This is a genomic window from Sphingopyxis sp. P8 (assembly GCF_020622175.1).
Classification (GTDB): Bacteria; Pseudomonadota; Alphaproteobacteria; order Sphingomonadales; family Sphingomonadaceae; genus Sphingopyxis; species Sphingopyxis jiangsuensis.
This window is the reverse complement of sequence record NZ_JACNMK010000001.1, coordinates 1,057,804-1,074,635: the sequence shown is the minus strand read 5'-3', so window position 1 is coordinate 1,074,635 and position 16,832 is coordinate 1,057,804. Positions and strand designations below refer to the sequence as shown.

The window sequence follows — 16,832 nt, the reverse complement described above, 5'->3', positions numbered from 1 at the left end:
CCGCGATGACCGACAGGCTGGGGGCGGCTTACCGCCCCCGAAGCGGCGATCCGCTTACGCCAGCCGTTCCAGTATCCGCGCCGCCAGCCAGTCGGCGTCGGCGCCCGCAAAGCTGTGCGAGGGGCTGTCCAGGCGTTCGACCGGGATCGTGCCGCTGCGGCAGCTTTCGACGAACGCCTGCGCGGTGCGGTCGCCCGTCGCGAGGAGGATGGTGGCGGGGCAGGCGAGCGACGCCATTGCGGCATCGAGCCTTGCGGCGAGGCTTTCGGGGGCGGCGGGGGCTTTGCGCCTGCCGAGCGCGGCGAGGCCGCGGGTGAGTTTGGCGAGGTCGATATCGCCCCTCAGCAGGCGGAGCAGGCTTTTGGGGTCTTTGAAGCGCGCGAGATAGCGGGCGCGGATTGCCGCGGCGGGGGGAAGCGCGGGGGCGTCTTCCTCCGCCGCGGCCGCGTCGTAGGTCCAGGGGTTGGCGAGGATCAGCGCGTCGAGCGGCAGCGGCTGGTGGAGGAGCAGCGCGCTCGCGGCGTCGCAATTGCCGAACGCCGTGATGCGCGCGAGCTGCGGCGCGGCGGCGCGGAAGGCGGCGATGGCGGCCATTATGTCGGCGCGGCTTGCCTCGAACCCGCCATTGTCGCCCTCGCTGTCGCCGACCCCGCGGCGGTCGAAGCGAAAGACCGGATGCCCCGCCGCCGCCACGCGCTGCGCGAGCATGGCCATGCCGCGGTGCGCGCCGCTGCGGATCTCGTTGCCGCCCGAGACGATGAGCAGCCCCGCGCTGCCCGGCGCGGCGTCGAGCGTCGCGGCGAGCGCCGCGCCCTCGCAATCGAAGCTCAGCTGATGCCGCATGCGGCGCTCCAGTCGGCGATGTCGGCGGCGATCGCCGCGGCCATCGCGGCATCCTCACCCGGCTCGGCGCGCAGCCAGAGCGGGGTGCCGGCGATCCTGCCGTCGCCGGCGCCGGGCGCGGCGGTGCGGAGCGGCGCGACGGGTTCGACTGCGGCCGCGCCAAGCTGCGCGATCATATCGGGCGACAGGCGGTTGCCCGCGAGGAGCAGCGGTTCGCGGTGCGCGGCGGCCTGCAAGGTTTCGAGCGTGCTTTCGTGCCCCGCCTCGCGGTCGGCGGCGACGCGCGCGCGCAGCAAGGTGCGGAGCAGCGACGCGCCGCCGACGGGGGCGAGGCGCCACCAGCCGTCGGCGCGGACGCGATGGTCGATGAGCGCGCCGCCGCGCACCGATGCGACGATCAGCGGCGAATCGATTGTAGCGGCGACTTCGGCGAGCGCGGTGCGCCAGCGGTCGAGGTCGACCTCGACCAGCGCGACGCGGCTTTCATTCTGACCCGGAAGGTCGGGGAGCAGCGCCGCGAACCCCCGCGCCGCGAGCGCGCGCATCGCGAGCACGAGCGTGCGGCGGGTGCGGTTCGCTTCCTCGAACAGCGGCGGGACGACGAGCACCGTCGCGCGCGGCGCGGTGGCGGGGGCGATGCGGAGGATATGGTCGGCGGGAGCGTTCATGCGCGCGGCTCAATGCACCCCGTCCGGGATGACGGGATGGTAACGGGGCGCTTGAGCGGCGCACAGCCTCACCCAGCCACCTTGCGCGTCGCGAAGGTGAGCAGGCTGCCATAGGTTTCGAAGATTTCGCCGTCGACCTCGTCGTCGTCGATGACGATGCCGAGCCGGTCTTCCATCTCGGTGAGCACGGTCGCAACCGCCATCGAATCGAATTCGGGAAGCTCGCCGAACAGGCCGCTGTCGGCGGCGAGCGTTGCGGCGCGATCTTCGCCAAGGCCGAGCACATCGGCGAGCAGCGCGCGCAGGGTGGAATCGACGGTCATGCTTTCGGTCACGCTTCTTTCCCCAGCAAGGTGCGGGCGAACGCCCGGATCGCCGGTCCCCATGCCGCGATGCGCGCGCGATTGAAAGCCTCGATGCGCCACAAGGGCTCGTGCCGGTTCATCCAGTCGCGCTTGTAGGCGTCGTTGCCGGTGCCGAAATCGACGCGGCACACGCGGTCGACCTCGATCGCGTGGCGAAAGAGCGCCGCGGAGAGCAAGGTGCCGGGCGACGCCTTTTGGCTGTCCTCGACATGCGCGAGCTTGTGGATGAAGGCGGTGCCGTCCTCGACCGTCCAGAACTGCGCCGCGACGGCGGCGCCGTCGATACGCGCGAGCCCCATGCGAAAGGTGCCGCGCGCGCTTTCGGCCTCGGCAAAGGCGCGGAGCAGCGCGGGGTGGCCCTCCTCGGGCTTCCAGCTTGCGGCATAGACGGCTTCATAGGCGACCCAGCTTCCCGGATCGAAACGGTCCAGAAGCTGGATGTCGACCACGCCCTTTTTCGCCTTGCGCTGCACCGTGCTGCGAAGCGCGCCGGGGCGCGTCGCCCACCAGCCGTCATGGTCGAGTTCGGAAAGGTCGAGCCAGTGGCGGTCGCCCGCGCGTGACGCGCGAACCCACCAGCCGGCGGCCCTCATCGCGGCGACGATGCCGGCCTGTTCGGCGTCGGGGACGGGATAGAGCGTCAGCGTCGCCGCCTGCGCGCGGAGACGGACGAAAAGGTCGCGCAGCGCCGCGGCGCGGTCGCCGGGGCCGCTGTAGAGCGGACGGATCGCGAAACTGTACCAGCAGGTGAGGGCCGCATAATGGCCCGGCTTGTCGCGGCGGAGCGGGAGGACGGCGACGCTGTTCGCCGCCGATCCGAGCGCGTCGTGACGGCATTCGCCCGCAAATCCGTGCGCGGCGAGGAGGTCGAACCAGTGCGGCTGGTCGAAGGGCGAGGCAAAGCCCGCGGCGCGCGCGCCCTGCGCCGCCGCTTTATCATTAGCCCGATCTTCACCGTTCCCTTCCATGATCGCCGCCTCTATCACCAAAGCTCCTAACAGCCGATGACCATGCCAACCGATCCGCCCTCGCGTCCGCTCGACCATCTCGCGCTCTGCGGCGCGCCCGATGCGCCTGCGCTGCTGCTGCCCGGCGGCGCGATGGATTATGCCGCGCTCGAGGCCGGGGTCGGCCGGCTCGCGGCCTGGCTGCTCGAGCGCGCGGGCGGGCCGGGCGAGCGCGTTGCGAGCTGGAGCGCGAAGACGCGGCTCGCCTGCCTGATGCCGCTCGCCGCGGCGCGCGCGGGGCTGATCCATGTGCCGGTCAACCCGCTGCTGAAAGCGCCGCAGGTGCTGCATATATTGGAAGACAGCGGCGCGAGGCTGCTGATCACCAACGGCGCGCGTGCCGACACGCTCGGCGCGCTGCGACCGGCGGCGTGCGCGGTCGAGGAACTGGCGGCGGCGGAGGCGGCGATCGATTCCGATGCGCCGGGCCTGCCGCCTTCGGACGCGATGCCCGACGATCTGGCGGCGATTCTGTACACGAGCGGGTCGACGGGGCGGCCCAAGGGCGTGATGCTGAGCCACGCGAACCTGTGGCTGGGGGCGGAGAGCGTCGCGTCCTACCTTGAGATTGCGCGCGACGACCGCGTGCTCGCGGTGCTGCCCTTCGCTTTCGATTATGGGCAGAACCAGCTGCTTTCGAGCTGGTATGCGGGCGCGGCGGTCGCGCCGCTCGACTATCTGACGCCGCGCGACGTCGTAAAGGCGGTCGCGAAGCATCGCGCGACGACGCTTGCGGGGGTGCCGCCATTGTGGGTGCAGCTTGCAGAGAGCGACTGGCCCGCCGACGCCGCGGCGCATCTCAAACGCCTGACCAACAGCGGCGGCGCGCTGACGCCCGCGCTGATCGACGCGATGCGCGCGACATTTCCAGCGGCCGACATCTATCCGATGTATGGGCTGACGGAGGCGTTCCGATCGACCTATCTCGCCCCGAAATTCGTCGCCCACCATCCGACCTCGATGGGCCGCGCGATCCCGCATGCCGAAATATTGGTGTGCCGCGCCGACGGGACGATTACCGCCGACGAGGAGCCGGGCGAGCTTGTCCATTGCGGGCCGCTCGTCGCCAAGGGCTATTGGGGCGATGAAGCGCGCACCGCCGAACGATTCAGGCCCGCGCCGCGCGTTTCGACATATGGCGGCACGGCGGTGTGGTCGGGCGATACGGTGCGCCGCGACGCCAACCACCTCCTCTATTTCGTCGGGCGCGACGATGCGATGATCAAGACCGCGGGGAACCGCGTGAGCCCGACCGAGATCGAGGACGCCGCCGCAGCGTCGGGGCTGGTGCATGAAAGCGTCGCCTTTGGCGTCCCCGACGCGCGGCTCGGCGCGGCGATCATCTTGATCGTGCGCGGGCGCGAGGGGACGGATCGCGAGGCGCTCGCCGCGCATCTGCGGCATGTGCTGCCCAATTTCATGCAGCCGCAGCATATCGAATGGCGCGACACGCTGCCGCGCAACCCCAATGGCAAGCTCGACCGCGCGGCGATTGCGGCGGATTGGCAGAAAGAGGTGACGGCATGAAGCCGCATGGACCGATCCCTGCGGGTTACCGCGCCGATGCCGATGGGACGCTGTTGATCGGCGACGACCGTGCCGAACGGCTGGCGGACCTTGCGGGGGACACGCCGCTCTTTGCCTATGACAGCGCGAAAATCGCCGCGCGCGTCGCCGAATGGCGCGCCGCGATGCCGCGCGCCGTGCAGCTTCATTATGCGATCAAGGCGAATCCCTTTGCGCCCTTGCTCGCCTTTATCGCGCCGATGGTCGACGGGTTCGACGTCGCCTCCGGCGGCGAACTGAAGGCCGCGCTCGCGAGCGGGATGGCGGCGGCGGACATCAGCTTTGCCGGCCCCGGAAAGCGCGACCGCGAGCTGGAAGCCGCGATCACGGCCGGGGCGACGATCAACCTTGAATCGGCGGGCGAAGCGACACGCGCGCTGTCGATCGCAAAGCGGCTCGACATGCGGCCGCGGCTTGCCGTGCGTGTCAATCCCGACTTCGACCTCAAGGGGTCGGGGATGAAGATGGGGGGCGGCGCCAAGCCCTTCGGCGTCGACGCGGAAGCGGTCCCGCCGCTCGTCCGGCAGGTGATCGAAGCGGGCGCCGACTGGCAAGGTTTTCATATTTTCGCGGGATCGCAAGCGCTTGATGCCGCAGCGATTGCCGAAACGCAGGCGCAGACGGTCGCGCTCGCCGCGCGGCTCGCGAACGAGATCGGCGCGGCGCCGCCGCTCGTCAATATCGGCGGCGGGATGGGCGTGCCCTATTTCCCCGGCGATACGGCGGTCGATGCGGAGGCCGTCGGGGCGGCGCTCGGCAAAACGCTTGCCGCGCGCGACGGGGTTCTGGGGACGAGCCGCTTTGCGATGGAACTCGGGCGCTGGCTTGTCGCCGAGGCGGGGGTCTATCTGACGCGAATCGTCGACCGCAAGACGAGCCACGGCGAGACTTTCCTCGTCACCGACGGCGGGCTGCATCACCAGCTTGCGGCGAGCGGCAATTTCGGGACGGTGATCCGCCGCAACTATCCGATTGCGGTCGCGAACCGCTTTGGCGCCGAGCCGACCGAGACGGTGAGCGTCGTCGGGTGCCTCTGCACCCCGCTCGACCGGCTGGGCGACCAGGTGGCGCTGCCGAGGGCCGACGTCGGCGACCTCATCGCGATCTTTCAGGCGGGCGCCTATGGCGCAACCGCGAGCCCCGCGGCCTTTCTGGGGCAGGGCCCGGCGCGCGAAATGCTGGTGTGAGCGGCGCCAGCGCAATCCGTCCCGATACGGCACAAATTGCGACGAGTGCGGGCCGAACCTGGCCGAATACTAACGGTATTTTCACCCTTTTCGAACAAGGCTGAGGCCGACCCAAAGGCTTCTGCCGCCCGCATGGCTGCGGCGGCGGTTTCCGCCCGTTCGGAAAGGTGAATTCACGATGACGTCCTCCGCTCCGCTTCGCGCTGCCCGTGCGGCCCTGATTTCCGGCGTTGCCGCGACCGCGCTCGCCGGGTGCATGGGCGCCGGAACCACCGCGCCGCAACTTCCGAGCGCGAACTTTGTCCAGAACCAGGAAGGGCCGGGCGAGGGATATATCATCGGGCCGCTCGACGAACTGCAGATCTTCGTGTGGCGCAACCCCGAGCTGGGCGGCAAGGTGCAGGTGCGCCCCGACGGGCGGATCACGACGCCGCTGATCACCGACATGCCCGCGGTCGGCAAGACACCGACGATGTTGCAGCAGGACATCAAGCTCCAGCTCAGCGAATATATCACCGACCCGATCGTCAGCGTGATCGTGACGACGTTCAACAGCACATTTTCGCAGCAGGTGCGCGTCGTCGGCGCGACCGAAAAGCCGGCGTCGATCCCATTCCGCGCCAATATGACCGTGCTCGACGCGATGATCGCCGTCGGCGGGCTCGGCGAATTTGCCGCGGGCAACAAGGCGCGCCTCGTACGCTTCGACAAGGGCAGCGGCAAGCAACAGGAATATGCGCTGCGGCTCAACGACCTCATCAAGCGCGGCGACATCAAGGCGAACGTCCGGCTGCAGCCGGGCGACGTCATCATCATCCCCGAAAGCATGTTTTGACCGGCGGCCCGGCAAGGACTGAACCGACACAATGAACGGCCTGTATGACGAATTCCGCGTGGCGGTACACAGCGTGTGGACGCGGCGCTGGCTCGTGCTCGGCGTCGCGTGGGGGATCTGCATCCTCGGCTGGCTGGCGATCGCGTCGATCCCCAACCGTTATGACAGCCGTGCGCGATTGCTCGTCGAGATCAACGAGATATTGCCCGACGACGCAGCAGGCGGCGGCTTTGGCCGTCCGCAGCGCATCGACCAGGTGCGCGAGACGCTGACCAGCGCGCGCAACCTGGAAAAGGTCGCGGTGACGACCGGGATGGTCGCCGCGGGCGCCAGCGAGCGCGACAAGGCAAGCGCGATCGCAATGCTGCAAAAGAACATCAAGATCATCCCGCAACAGGATAATATCTTTGAGATAACATCGTCGATCGGTGTCGGCAGCCTGTCCGACGCCGACAACGCCAAGCTCGCCTCTGCGGTGCTCGACAGCCTGATCACGGTATTCCGCGACGACCAGCTGCGCGGGGGGCGGGTGAACGCGCGCGAGGGGCTGAAATTCCTCGATTCGCAGATCGCCGACCGCGAACAGGCGCTGCGCGAGGTCGAGGCGCGGCGCGCGGCGTTCGAGGCGGCGAATGTCGGGCTGGTGGCCGGCGGCGCGGGATCGCCCGCGCAGCAGGTCGAGGCCGCGCGCGCCGAGATTCGCCAGATCGACAGCCAGCTCGTCGCGGCGCAGGCGGCGCTCGCCGCCGCAAACGGCCAGCTCGCCGCGACGCCCGCGACGATCAACGTCCCCGGCCTTGGCGCGACCGGAAGCGGCGTCGCGCGGCAGCAGCTTGCCGGGGCGCAGGCCGAACTGTCTTCGATGCGGGCGCGCGGGCTGACCGACGCGCATCCCGACATTGTCGCGCTGAAAAGCCAGATCGCGTCGCTGAAGGCGATCGCCGACCGCGAAGGTCCGGGCGGTGGCGGCGGCAATGCACAGAATCCCGCCTATGCCTCGCTCGCCGCGATGCGCGCCGAACGTCAGGCGACCGTCGGTGCGCTTTCGGCCCGCAAGACGCAGCTGATGGGCGACATTGCCAAGATCAACGCGCAGCAGATCCAGAACCCCGGCGTCGCCGCCGAATATGACCGCATCAACGGCGAATATACGGCGCTGAAGGCGCAATATGACAAGCTGTTCGCGCAGCGCGAGCAGGTGCGGCTGCGTGGCGACGTGCAGACCGAAACCGACGCGATCAAGGTCGAGCTGCTCGATCCGCCGACGAAGCCGACGAGCCCCGCCGCACCGAACCGGCCGCTGTTCCTGTCGCTGGTGCTCTTCGCCGGGATCGGCGGGGGTGTCGCCGGGGCCTTTGCCCTGGGCCAGGTGCGCCCGAGCTATGCCACCGCCGCCAAGCTCGAGCGCGCAAGCGGGCTGCCGGTGATCGGCTCGATCACGGAGGTCGTGACCGCCGATCGCCATGTCGAGCGCAGGAAGCGGCTCGTCTGGCTCGCAAGCGGCGCGGGGGCGCTCGTCGGCCTTTATGCGCTGCTGCTGATCGCCGAATTTGTCCAGCGCGGCATGGTTGCGTGAGGGGGATGCAATGACCGACCAACGCCCCGTCAAGCGCCAGCCTTCGCTGCTCGAACGCGCCGCCGACATGTTCGGCCTCGACCCCGCGGCGAACGCGCCGACGATCGACGTGTCGAGCCTGCCGCCCGAAGAACCGAAGAAGGCGCGGCGCAAGGCGGCTGCATCGAAAGACGCTGCCGCGCCGCCGCAGGTGGACATGCCCGCGCCCGCCGCACCCGCTCCGGCGGTCGAAGCCGACCCCGCGCCCGCCGTCCCGGCGCCGCGGGCCGAGGTGGCCAAGGCCGCGCCGGCGATCCGGGCGAACCGTCACGGGCGCATCGACCGCGACCGCCTCGCCGAGCGCGGCATGGTCGTCCCCGGCGCCCCCGTGACGGGGATCGCCGAGGAATATCGCATCGTGAAGCGCGAGATCATCCGCAATTTTTCGGGGACCGCGAACCGGCCGGTGGTGCCGCGCGGGCACCGGGTGCTGATCGCATCGGCGAACCCCGGCGAGGGCAAGACTTTCTCTGCGGTCAACCTTGCGCTCAGCCTCGCGGTCGAGGCCGATCACGACGTGCTGCTGATCGACGCCGACATCGCCAAGCCGAGCGTGATCGAGGCCCTGGGGCTGACCGACGGTCCGGGGCTGATGGACGCGCTCGCCGACCCGCACCTGGCGCTTGGCGACTGCCTGATCCAGACCGACATTCCGGGGCTGAAGGTGATGCCCGCGGGCGCGCAGCATCTGCACGACACCGAATTGCTCGCCTCGGCGCGGACCGAGACATTGCTCGCGCAGCTCGAACAGGGCGCGCCGGGGCGAATCATCATCCTCGATTCGCCGCCGGTGCTCGCGGCGTCGCCCGCGGCGGTGCTCGCGGGGCACGTCGGGCAGCTCATCATGGTCGTGCGCGCCGACGAGACGCTCGAATCCGCGCTGCGCGACGCGATCGGGCTGATGGGCGGATGCCCGCATATCCAGTTGCTGCTCAACGGGGTGAAATACTCACCCGGCGGGCGGCGTTTCGGAACCTATTACGGACAGGGAGGCGCGTCGTGACACGCTGCCGGGGAATTTCACGCGCCGCCACGGCGCTCGCGGCCGTGCTGGCGGCAAGCGCCGGAGGGACCGCCCACGCGCAATGGTCGAGCGACGCCGGCGCGGGAAGCGGCGGCACGCAGGCGGGGCCTGCATCGCAGGCCGAAGGCGCGACGCGCGAGAGCAGCCGCCGCGAGCGCGGCAGCCAGCGGCGGAGCGACATCAGCCCCTATCTGGAAGTCGGGCAGGTGCTGTCGGCGGACCTCAAGAACGGCGGCGACGTGCTGACCTATACGACGGTCGCGGTCGGCGTCGACGCCGCGGTGGTCATGCAGCGCGCCGAACTCGCGGCGACGGTGCGTTACGAGCACCAGTTCGGCTGGAACAATCTGGGCGACCAGGACATATTGAGCGGGCTGTTGCGCGGGCGGTTCGAGGCGGCGCGCGGGCTGAACCTCGAGGCCGGAGCGCTTGCGACGCGCACGCGCGCCGATGTCGCGGGCGCCGACAATGGCATCGTCAACGCCGATTCGAGCAATGTCGCCAATCTCTATTCACTCTATGCCGGCCCGACGCTGACGCGGCGGATCGGCGGGCTCGACGTCGGCGCGGGCTATCGTTTCGGTTACAGCAAGGCCGATGTCGAAACGCCCGCGCTGCTTCCCGGCGGGGCGACGTCGCAGGGCCTGTTCGATTCGTCGACGAACCATGTCGCGTGGGGCAGCGTCGGCCAGCGTCCCGGCGACCTGCCGTTCGGCTGGCAATTGTCGGCCGGCTATGAGCGCGAGGATACGAGCCAGCTCGACCAGCGTTACGAGGGCAAATATGCGCGCGCCGACGTCACCGTGCCGGTGGGCCCGACGCTCGCGCTGCTCGGCGGCGTGGGTTATGAGGATATCGAGATCAGCGAGCGCGCGCCGCTGCTCGACGGAAGCGGCTTTCCGGTGCGCGACGGCAGCGGCCGCTTCGTCACCGATCCCGCGAGCCCGCGCCTGCTGTCGTTCGACACCGACGGGCTGATCTGGGACGCGGGCGTGATGTGGCAGCCGAGCCGCCGCACCTCCGCCACCGCGCGCGTCGGGCGACGCTATGGCGACACCATCTATACCGGCAGCTTCTTCTATCGCGCCGACCATGCGACGGTCGTGCAGGTCGGCGTCTATGACGGGCTGTCGAGCGTCGGCCGCGGGCTGTCGAGCGGGCTCGCTGCCTTGCCGACGCAGTTCGACGCGTCGCGCAACCCGGTCGATGGCGCTTTGAACAGCTGCGTCTTCGGGCCGCAGGGGGGCAATTGCCTGACGCCGCAGCTCGGCAGCGCAACCGGAGCGCAGTTCCGCAATCGCGGCGTCCAGGCGGTGCTGTCGTCGCGCTATGCGGGATGGAATTATGGCGTCGGTATCGGGTACGACCGCCGCCGCCTGCTCGTTCCCGCGACCTCGCCGATCGCGAGCCTCAACGGCGTGATCGACGAAAGCTATTATCTCTTCCTGTCGGCGGGGCGCCGGATCGACGCCGATTCCGACATCAACCTGACCGGCTATCTCAACTATTTCGACAATGGCGCGCCGGGCGCGGGCGATGTGCAGTCGGCGGGCCTGTCGGCCGCCTATGCACGCCGTTTCTGGCGCAGCCTGACCGGCACCGCCGCGGCGAGCCTGACCGCTTTCGACCAGGACGGCTTCAACAGCCAGCTGATCGGCTCTGCGCTGGTCGGCCTGCGGTACAACTTCTGATCCCGGGGAACACGCGATGTACGATCAATTTTACGGCTTTTCGGGACGCCCGTTCCAGCTCACCCCCGATCCCGCTTTCTATTTCGAGAGCGGGACGCATCGCAAGGCGATGTCCTACCTTGGCTATGGCCTCGCGCAGGGGGAGGGGTTCATCGTCATCACCGGCGACATCGGCGCGGGCAAGACCACGCTCGTCGGCCATCTGATGAACACGATCGACCCCAACCGGCTGACCGCGATCAAGCTCGTTTCGACGCAGGTCGAGGGCGACGACCTGTTGCGGCTGGTCGCCGAACAATTCGGCATCGAGTGGGAAGGCGAGAGCAAGGCCGAACTGCTGCGCGCGATGGAGCAATATCTGCGCGAGCAGGCGCGCGCGGGGCGGCGGACGCTGCTGATCGTCGACGAGGGGCAGAACCTGCCGATCTCGGCGCTCGAAGAGCTGCGCATGCTGTCGAATTTCCAGCTCGGCGGTCATTCGCTGCTGCAGATTTTCCTGCTCGGCCAGCCCGAGTTTCGCCAGACGCTGTTCCACACCCCGACGCTCGAGCAATTGCGCCAGCGCGTCATCGCGACGCACCACCTCGACCCGATGGAGCCCGAGGAGGTCGAGCCCTATATCCTGCACCGGCTGGGCAAGGTCGGCTGGTCGGGCAACCCGAGCTTCAGCCCCGACAGTTTCGAGCAGATTTTCGACTATAGCGAAGGCGTGCCGCGCAAGCTCAACGTCCTCGTCAGCCGCCTGCTGCTCTATGGCGCGGTCGAGGAACTCAATCGCATCACGGCGCAGCACGTCCGCGCGGTGATCGCCGAGATCGAGGCCGATCGCGGCGTCGACGAAACGACGCTGGCCCCCGCGCCGGTCGAGGCGATCGTCGCCGAGGCGCAGGCCGCGATTGCGCCCGAAACGCCGCCGCCCTTTGCTGCGCCAACCCCGTCCGAGCCCGCGCCGGCCACGGAAGCCCCCGCGCCGCCCACGGTCGATACCGAACAGGTCGAAGCATTGCAGCGGCAGATCGCCGAACTCGAATCGCGGCTTGTCGAGCAGGACGAGGCGTTGCGCCGCGTGCTCGACCTGTTGATCGAATGGGTCGAGCGCGATCCCGAAAATGCCCCCAACCCCGCCAAGTCGAAAGTGTGGGCGGCCTGACGCTTTGCGATCAGGGTAAAGGGCGACGAAGGTGACGAGTGATGCAGAACGGCCTGTCGGTCGATGTCGAGGACTGGTTCCAGGTCGGCGCCTTTGAAGGCGTGATCGACCGCGCCGACTGGCCGCGGCTCGATTGCCGGGTCGAGGCCAATTGCGAGACGGTGCTGCAGATTTTCGACGCGGCGGGGGTCAAGGCGACCTTTTTCACGCTGGGCTGGATCGCCGAACGCTATCCGGCACTCGTGCGGCGGATCGTCGCGGCGGGGCACGAGCTGGCGAGCCACGGCTATGACCATCGCCGCATATTCACGATGACCGCCGAAGAATTTGCCGCCGACCTGTCGAAGACGCAGGCGATCCTCGAGGATCTGGGCGGCGTGGGTATCCGCGGCTATCGCGCGCCGAGCTTTTCGGTCGACGGGCGCACGCCGTGGGCGCATGCCGTGCTCGCCGAGCAGGGCTATGCCTATTCGTCGAGCGTCGCGCCGGTCGTCCACGACCATTATGGCTGGCCGCAGAGCCCGCGCCACGCGTGGCGACCGCTCGCCGACAGCGACCTCGTCGAATGGCCGGTGACGACCGCGCGCGTCGCGGGGCGGACGCTGGCCGCGGGCGGGGGCGGCTTCATGCGGCTGCTGCCCTATCGCTTCACCCATTGGGCGATCGAACGGATGAACGCCGAAGGGCATCCGGCGATCCTCTATTTCCACCCATGGGAGGTCGACCCCGGCCAGCCGCGCGTTGCAGGAGCGTCGCTGCGTTCGAAGCTGCGCCATTACAGCGGGCTTGGCGCGATGGCGGGCAAGCTCCGCCGGCTCGTCGGCGATTTCGAATGGACGCGCGCCGATGCGCTGATCGCCGCGCAGCAGCAGCGCGCCGAGCCGTGGCGCGCGGCGGCGTGAACGCGGCGCCGCATCCGGTGCCCGCGCCGCAGGCGGACGCGGCAGTGCTTCCAATGGCCGCGCCGCAAGCGGACGCGGCAGTGCATTCAATGGCCGCGCCGCAGGCGGACGCGGCGTGGGACGAATTCGTCGCCGCGCATCCCGATGCGACGCCCTTTCACAGCCGCGCGTGGTGCGAGGCGGTCGCGGCGGCGACCGGGCACCGGCTCGAGCCGATCCTGTCGCGCGACGCTGCGGGGCGGGTGCGGGGGCTGTTGCCGCTGCACCATATCCGCTCGCTCCTGTTCGGCGACGCGCTGGTTTCGAGCGGCTTTGCCGTGGGCGGAGGGATGTTGGCGCAGGACGCGGCGGCGGCGGAGCTGCTTGCCGACAGCGCCGCCGATGTCGCGCGCGCGCGCGGCGTGCCCGCGGTCGAACTGCGCGGCGGACCGGTGCCCGACGGCGAGGGCTGGCGCGCCGAGGAGGGCATCTATGCGGGCTTTGCGCGCGACCTTGCCGACGGCGACGATGCCGAACTGCTCGCCATTCCGCGCAAGCAGCGCGCCGAGGTTCGCAAGGCGCTCGCGAGCGACCTGACCGTGACGGCGGGGCGCGGTGAGGAGGAGCGGCGCGACCATTACCGCGTCTATGCGACGAGCGTGCGCAACCTTGGCACGCCGGTCTTTCCGCGTGCGCTGTTCGACGCGGTGCTGGACGCTTTCGGGGAGGACGCCGACATATTGACCGTGCGCCGCGGCGGGCGCGCGGTGGCGAGCGTGTTCAGCCTTTACTGGCGCGGGACGGTGATGCCCTATTGGGGCGGCGGGCTGGCCGAGGCGCGGGGGCTGCGCGCGAACGAGCTGATGTATTTCGCGCTGATGCGCCACGCGCGCGCGCGCGGCAGCACGCGCTTCGACTTCGGGCGCTCCAAGGTCGGGACGGGGCCGTTCGCCTATAAGAAGAATTGGGGCTTCGCGCCGCAGCCGCTCACCTATGCGCGCTGGCTCGCGCCGGGGCAGGCGCCGCGCGACACCAATCCGACGAGCGCGAAATACCGGATGCAGGTTGCGCTGTGGAAGAAGCTGCCGCTGTGGGCCGCGAACCGCATCGGGCCCGCCATCGCGCGCGGGCTGGGGTGATGGGGGTGGAACGACCTTTCGTCATTGCGAGGAGCCGCAGGCGACGAAGCAATCTCCAGCCTCCGGCGCCGGGCAAGGTTGCCGACTGGAGATTGCTTCGCTTCGCTCGCAAGGACGGGAGGGGGCGGGGGTGAGCGAAATCCTGTTCCTCGTCCACCGTGCGCCGTGGCCGCCCGACCGCGGCGACCGCATCCGCAGCTGGCATATGTTCGAGGCGCTGGCGAAGCTGGCGCCGGTGCATGTCGCCGCGCTCGCCGACAGCGACGCCGACGCGGCGGTAGCGCGCGCGAAAATGGCGCTGCTTTGCAAGAGCCTGTGCATCGAAGTTCGCGACGTTTCGCGCCCGGTCGCGCTCGCGCAGGCGTTGCTGCGCGGCGAGCCGGTGTCGAACCGGATGTTCCGCAACTGCGCGCTCGCGCGCCACGTCGACGGGCTGCTCGCCAGCGGGGCGGTCACCCATATCGTCGCCTTTTCGGGCCAGATGGCGCAATATCTGCCGCCGCATTTCGACGGCCCGCGCGTGATGGATTTCGTCGACGTCGATTCGGCGAAATTCGCCGCCTATGCCGCGCAGGACGCGCGCCAGCCGCTGCACTGGGTCCACCGGCGCGAGGCGGCGCGGCTCGGCGCGTTCGAGGCCGAGGTCGCGCGCGCGGTCGATGCGAGCCTGTTCGTGAGCGAAGCCGAAGCGGCGCTGTTCCGGACGCAAAGCGGGCTCGGCGCCGACCGCGTCCGCGCGCTCGAGAACGGGATCGACACCGGCCATTTCGACCCCGCGACGGTGGCGCCGGTCGCGCGCGAGGGCGATGCGCCGCTCGCGGTCTTTACGGGGCAGATGGACTATCGGCCCAATATCGACGCGGTGCGCTGGTTTGCGGAGGCGGTGCTGCCGCGCGTGCAGGCGGCGCATCCGGGGGCACGCTTTGCCATCGTGGGGCGCGCGCCGACCGACGCGGTGCGCGCGCTGGGCGAGCGTGCGGGGATCAGCGTGACGGGTGAGGTGCCCGACGTGCGCCCGTGGCTCGCCGCGGCGGACGTGGTCGTCGCGCCGCTGCTGCTCGCGCGCGGGGTGCAGAACAAGCTGCTCGAAGCGATGGCGATGGCGCGCCCCGTCGTCGCGAGTGCGGCGGCGGCCGAGGGGATCGACGCCGCGCCGGGCGAGCATCTGCTCGTCGCCGACGGCGCCGAAGCGATGGCGGCGGCGGTCGCGCGATGCTTTGCCGACCCGGCGCGCGCCGCAGCCATGGGCGCGGCGGCGCGCGCGCGGATGATCGAACGCTATGGCTGGGAGGCGCAGCTCGCGCCGCTCGCGCAATTGCTCGGGCTGGCGGCATGACGGTGCGCGCGCTTCGACTCGCGCCGCCGGGGGCGCGGACGCGCTGGCGGCGGCACCTCGCCGCGCTGGGGCTGCTGTGGACGGCACTGGCCGCGCTGTTTGCACGCGATGCAGCCGACATGGCGGGCATCTGGTGGAACAGCGCGACCTTCACCCATTGCCTGTTGATGGTGCCGCTGATCGGCTGGCTCGTCGCGCAGCGGATGCCGCAATTGCGCGGCCTGACGCCGGTTTACTGGTGGCCCGCGCTGCTGTGGCTCGCCGGGGGCGGGCTTGTCTGGCTGGTCGGGGAGGCGGCGAGCGTCGCGCTGTTCCGGCATCTGGGGCTGGTGCTGATGCTCCAGGGCGCGGTGGGCGCGGCGCTCGGCGAAAGGCTGGTGCGCGCGCTGCTGTTCCCGCTTGCCTATGCGCTGTTGCTCGTGCCGTTCGGCGAGGAACTGGTACCGCTGCTCCAGACCTTTACCGCCGCGATCAGCGTCGCGCTGCTTCGGCTTGCGGGGCTGGAGGCGGCGCTAGAGGGGGTGTTCATCACGACGCGCGCGGGGCTGTTCGAGGTCGCCGAGGAGTGCGCCGGGGTCAATTTCCTGATCGCGATGCTCGCCTATTCGGTGTTCGCGGCGCATCTCTGTTTTCGGGGATGGAGGCGGCGCACGCTGTTCGTATTCTCCGCGCTGGCGGCGACGATCCTGGCCAATGCGCTGCGCGCGTGGGGAACGATGCTCGCCGCCGACATCTGGGGGATCGAGGCGGCGGGGGGCATCGATCATATCTTCTATGGCTGGATTTTTTTCGGGCTGGTCATCCTGATTGTCATGCTCGTTGCGCGGCGCTGGTTCGACCGGCCCGCGGGCGACGTCGCCGTCAACGTGACGGGGCTTCAAGGAACCCCGCGGTTCAGCGGTGCGGCGCGCCATATACTTCCCGCCGCGCTCGCCATCCCGCTCGCCTTTGCGGGATGGGCGGCGTTGATCGGCGGGCGGTCGGGGCCGTTGCCCGCGACGATGGCGGTCGCGGCGCCTGCGGGCTGGTCGGCGGCGGCGGCCGATGCGACGCCGTGGAGACCGCGCTTCGACGGCGCCGACCAGATCGTGCTTCGCGATTTTGCCGATGCGCGCGGGCGCGTCGTCACCGTGGCGATCGGCGGGTTCGAACGGCAGGCCGAGGGGCGCGAGGTCGCGGGCTTCGGGCAGGGCGCGGTCGATCCGGCGAGCGACTGGGCGTGGAGCGCGGCGCTCGCGCCGGTGGGCGGCGCGCGCACCGAACGGCTGTTCCACCCGGGACCGGTGCTGCGCGATGCGGCGACCTGGTATGTCGTCGATGGCCGCGCGACCGGGAGCGCGCGCACGGCCAAGCTGCTCGGGCTGAAGGCGCGGCTTGGCAGCGGCGACCCGCGCGCGCTGTCGCTGATCGTCAGCGCCGAGGCCGGGCAGGGCGGTGCCGCTGCGATAAGCGATTTCGTTTCCGCGTCGGGCGGAGCGCAGGCAATGGCTGACCGCGCGCTGAAACTGCGATAGGAGCACAGCCC

At 70.0% G+C, this 16,832-nt stretch carries 15 protein-coding genes; 11 read left to right on the top strand and 4 right to left on the bottom strand.

Annotated features, from left to right (window positions below; all coding sequences use genetic code 11):
• Positions 1-54 precede the first annotated feature (54 nt).
• From H7692_RS05250 to H7692_RS05235, 4 genes are all read right to left on the bottom strand, one after another.
• On the bottom strand, positions 55-843 hold the full coding sequence (locus H7692_RS05250) for a hydrolase 1, exosortase A system-associated (RefSeq protein WP_227339876.1): 789 nt from the start codon (positions 841-843) through the stop codon (positions 55-57).
• A complete protein-coding gene (locus tag H7692_RS05245) occupies positions 828-1,511 on the bottom strand; it encodes a hypothetical protein (protein WP_222135719.1) in 684 nt (227 codons plus the stop codon). Before H7692_RS05245 ends, H7692_RS05250 begins: the two co-directional genes overlap by 16 nt.
• 68 nt (positions 1,512-1,579) lie before the next feature.
• Positions 1,580-1,834: an acyl carrier protein gene (locus H7692_RS05240; protein ID WP_201927318.1), complete on the bottom strand. Its 255-nt coding sequence runs from the start codon at positions 1,832-1,834 to the stop codon at positions 1,580-1,582.
• A gap of 8 nt (positions 1,835-1,842) precedes the next feature.
• Entirely contained in the window at positions 1,843-2,844 is a 1,002-nt protein-coding gene (locus H7692_RS05235) for a GNAT family N-acetyltransferase (protein ID WP_227339875.1), read from the bottom strand.
• A gap of 36 nt (positions 2,845-2,880) precedes the next feature.
• On the opposite strand from H7692_RS05235, the gene H7692_RS05230 reads away from it, so the two are divergent.
• The 11 genes from H7692_RS05230 to xrtA all read left to right on the top strand — a co-directional run bounded on the left by H7692_RS05230 (position 2,881) and on the right by xrtA (position 16,821).
• Positions 2,881-4,410, top strand: coding sequence for an acyl-CoA ligase (AMP-forming), exosortase A system-associated (locus tag H7692_RS05230; RefSeq protein WP_227339874.1), 1,530 nt, complete (start codon positions 2,881-2,883; stop codon positions 4,408-4,410).
• A complete protein-coding gene (locus H7692_RS05225) occupies positions 4,407-5,636 on the top strand; it encodes a pyridoxal-dependent decarboxylase, exosortase A system-associated (RefSeq protein WP_227339873.1) in 1,230 nt (409 codons plus the stop codon). The genes H7692_RS05230 and H7692_RS05225 overlap by 4 nt, the downstream gene beginning before the upstream one ends.
• A 178-nt stretch (positions 5,637-5,814) precedes the next feature.
• On the top strand, positions 5,815-6,471 hold the full coding sequence (locus tag H7692_RS05220; protein ID WP_227339872.1) for an XrtA/PEP-CTERM system exopolysaccharide export protein: 657 nt from the start codon (positions 5,815-5,817) through the stop codon (positions 6,469-6,471).
• Between the two features lie 31 nt (positions 6,472-6,502).
• Positions 6,503-8,047, top strand: a complete 1,545-nt coding sequence (locus tag H7692_RS05215) for an XrtA system polysaccharide chain length determinant (RefSeq protein WP_222135723.1) — start codon at positions 6,503-6,505, stop codon at positions 8,045-8,047.
• 10 nt (positions 8,048-8,057) lie between these two features.
• Positions 8,058-9,089: an AAA family ATPase gene (locus H7692_RS05210; RefSeq protein ID WP_201926485.1), complete on the top strand. Its 1,032-nt coding sequence runs from the start codon at positions 8,058-8,060 to the stop codon at positions 9,087-9,089.
• Positions 9,086-10,801, top strand: coding sequence for a hypothetical protein (locus H7692_RS05205; protein WP_222135724.1), 1,716 nt, complete (start codon positions 9,086-9,088; stop codon positions 10,799-10,801). The genes H7692_RS05210 and H7692_RS05205 overlap by 4 nt, the downstream gene beginning before the upstream one ends.
• 16 nt (positions 10,802-10,817) lie before the next feature.
• Entirely contained in the window at positions 10,818-11,951 is a 1,134-nt protein-coding gene (locus tag H7692_RS05200; protein ID WP_222135725.1) for an XrtA/PEP-CTERM system-associated ATPase, read from the top strand.
• Positions 11,952-11,992: 41 nt separating this feature from the next.
• Positions 11,993-12,853, top strand: a complete 861-nt coding sequence (locus H7692_RS05195) for an XrtA system polysaccharide deacetylase (protein WP_222135726.1) — start codon at positions 11,993-11,995, stop codon at positions 12,851-12,853.
• A gap of 89 nt (positions 12,854-12,942) precedes the next feature.
• Positions 12,943-13,971 carry a FemAB family XrtA/PEP-CTERM system-associated protein gene (locus H7692_RS05190; protein WP_227339871.1) on the top strand — a complete coding sequence of 343 codons (1,029 nt, stop codon included), beginning with the start codon at positions 12,943-12,945 and terminating at the stop codon, positions 13,969-13,971.
• A 130-nt stretch (positions 13,972-14,101) separates the two neighbouring features.
• The gene (locus H7692_RS05185) at positions 14,102-15,307 is read left to right on the top strand and encodes a TIGR03087 family PEP-CTERM/XrtA system glycosyltransferase (protein ID WP_227339870.1); all 1,206 of its coding nucleotides are present in this window, start codon (positions 14,102-14,104) and stop codon (positions 15,305-15,307) included.
• The gene (gene xrtA / locus H7692_RS05180) at positions 15,304-16,821 is read left to right on the top strand and encodes an exosortase A (protein ID WP_227339869.1); all 1,518 of its coding nucleotides are present in this window, start codon (positions 15,304-15,306) and stop codon (positions 16,819-16,821) included. Before H7692_RS05185 ends, xrtA begins: the two co-directional genes overlap by 4 nt.
• Positions 16,822-16,832: the final 11 nt, after the last annotated feature.

What these genes read in the sequence shown, in the direction of transcription:
- H7692_RS05190 (WP_227339871.1), top strand. Translation starts at nt 12,943, where the DNA reads ATGGCCGCGCCGCAGGCGGACGCGGCGTGGGACGAATTCGTCGCCGCG.
- H7692_RS05220 (WP_227339872.1), top strand. Translation starts at nt 5,815, where the DNA reads ATGACGTCCTCCGCTCCGCTTCGCGCTGCCCGTGCGGCCCTGATTTCC.
- xrtA (WP_227339869.1), top strand. Translation starts at nt 15,304, where the DNA reads ATGACGGTGCGCGCGCTTCGACTCGCGCCGCCGGGGGCGCGGACGCGC.
- H7692_RS05235 (WP_227339875.1), bottom strand. Translation starts at nt 2,844, where the DNA reads ATGGAAGGGAACGGTGAAGATCGGGCTAATGATAAAGCGGCGGCGCAG.
- H7692_RS05195 (WP_222135726.1), top strand. Translation starts at nt 11,993, where the DNA reads ATGCAGAACGGCCTGTCGGTCGATGTCGAGGACTGGTTCCAGGTCGGC.
- H7692_RS05225 (WP_227339873.1), top strand. Translation starts at nt 4,407, where the DNA reads ATGAAGCCGCATGGACCGATCCCTGCGGGTTACCGCGCCGATGCCGAT.
- H7692_RS05250 (WP_227339876.1), bottom strand. Translation starts at nt 843, where the DNA reads ATGCGGCATCAGCTGAGCTTCGATTGCGAGGGCGCGGCGCTCGCCGCG.
- H7692_RS05230 (WP_227339874.1), top strand. Translation starts at nt 2,881, where the DNA reads ATGACCATGCCAACCGATCCGCCCTCGCGTCCGCTCGACCATCTCGCG.
- H7692_RS05215 (WP_222135723.1), top strand. Translation starts at nt 6,503, where the DNA reads ATGAACGGCCTGTATGACGAATTCCGCGTGGCGGTACACAGCGTGTGG.
- H7692_RS05245 (WP_222135719.1), bottom strand. Translation starts at nt 1,511, where the DNA reads ATGAACGCTCCCGCCGACCATATCCTCCGCATCGCCCCCGCCACCGCG.
- H7692_RS05210 (WP_201926485.1), top strand. Translation starts at nt 8,058, where the DNA reads ATGACCGACCAACGCCCCGTCAAGCGCCAGCCTTCGCTGCTCGAACGC.
- H7692_RS05200 (WP_222135725.1), top strand. Translation starts at nt 10,818, where the DNA reads ATGTACGATCAATTTTACGGCTTTTCGGGACGCCCGTTCCAGCTCACC.
- H7692_RS05240 (WP_201927318.1), bottom strand. Translation starts at nt 1,834, where the DNA reads ATGACCGTCGATTCCACCCTGCGCGCGCTGCTCGCCGATGTGCTCGGC.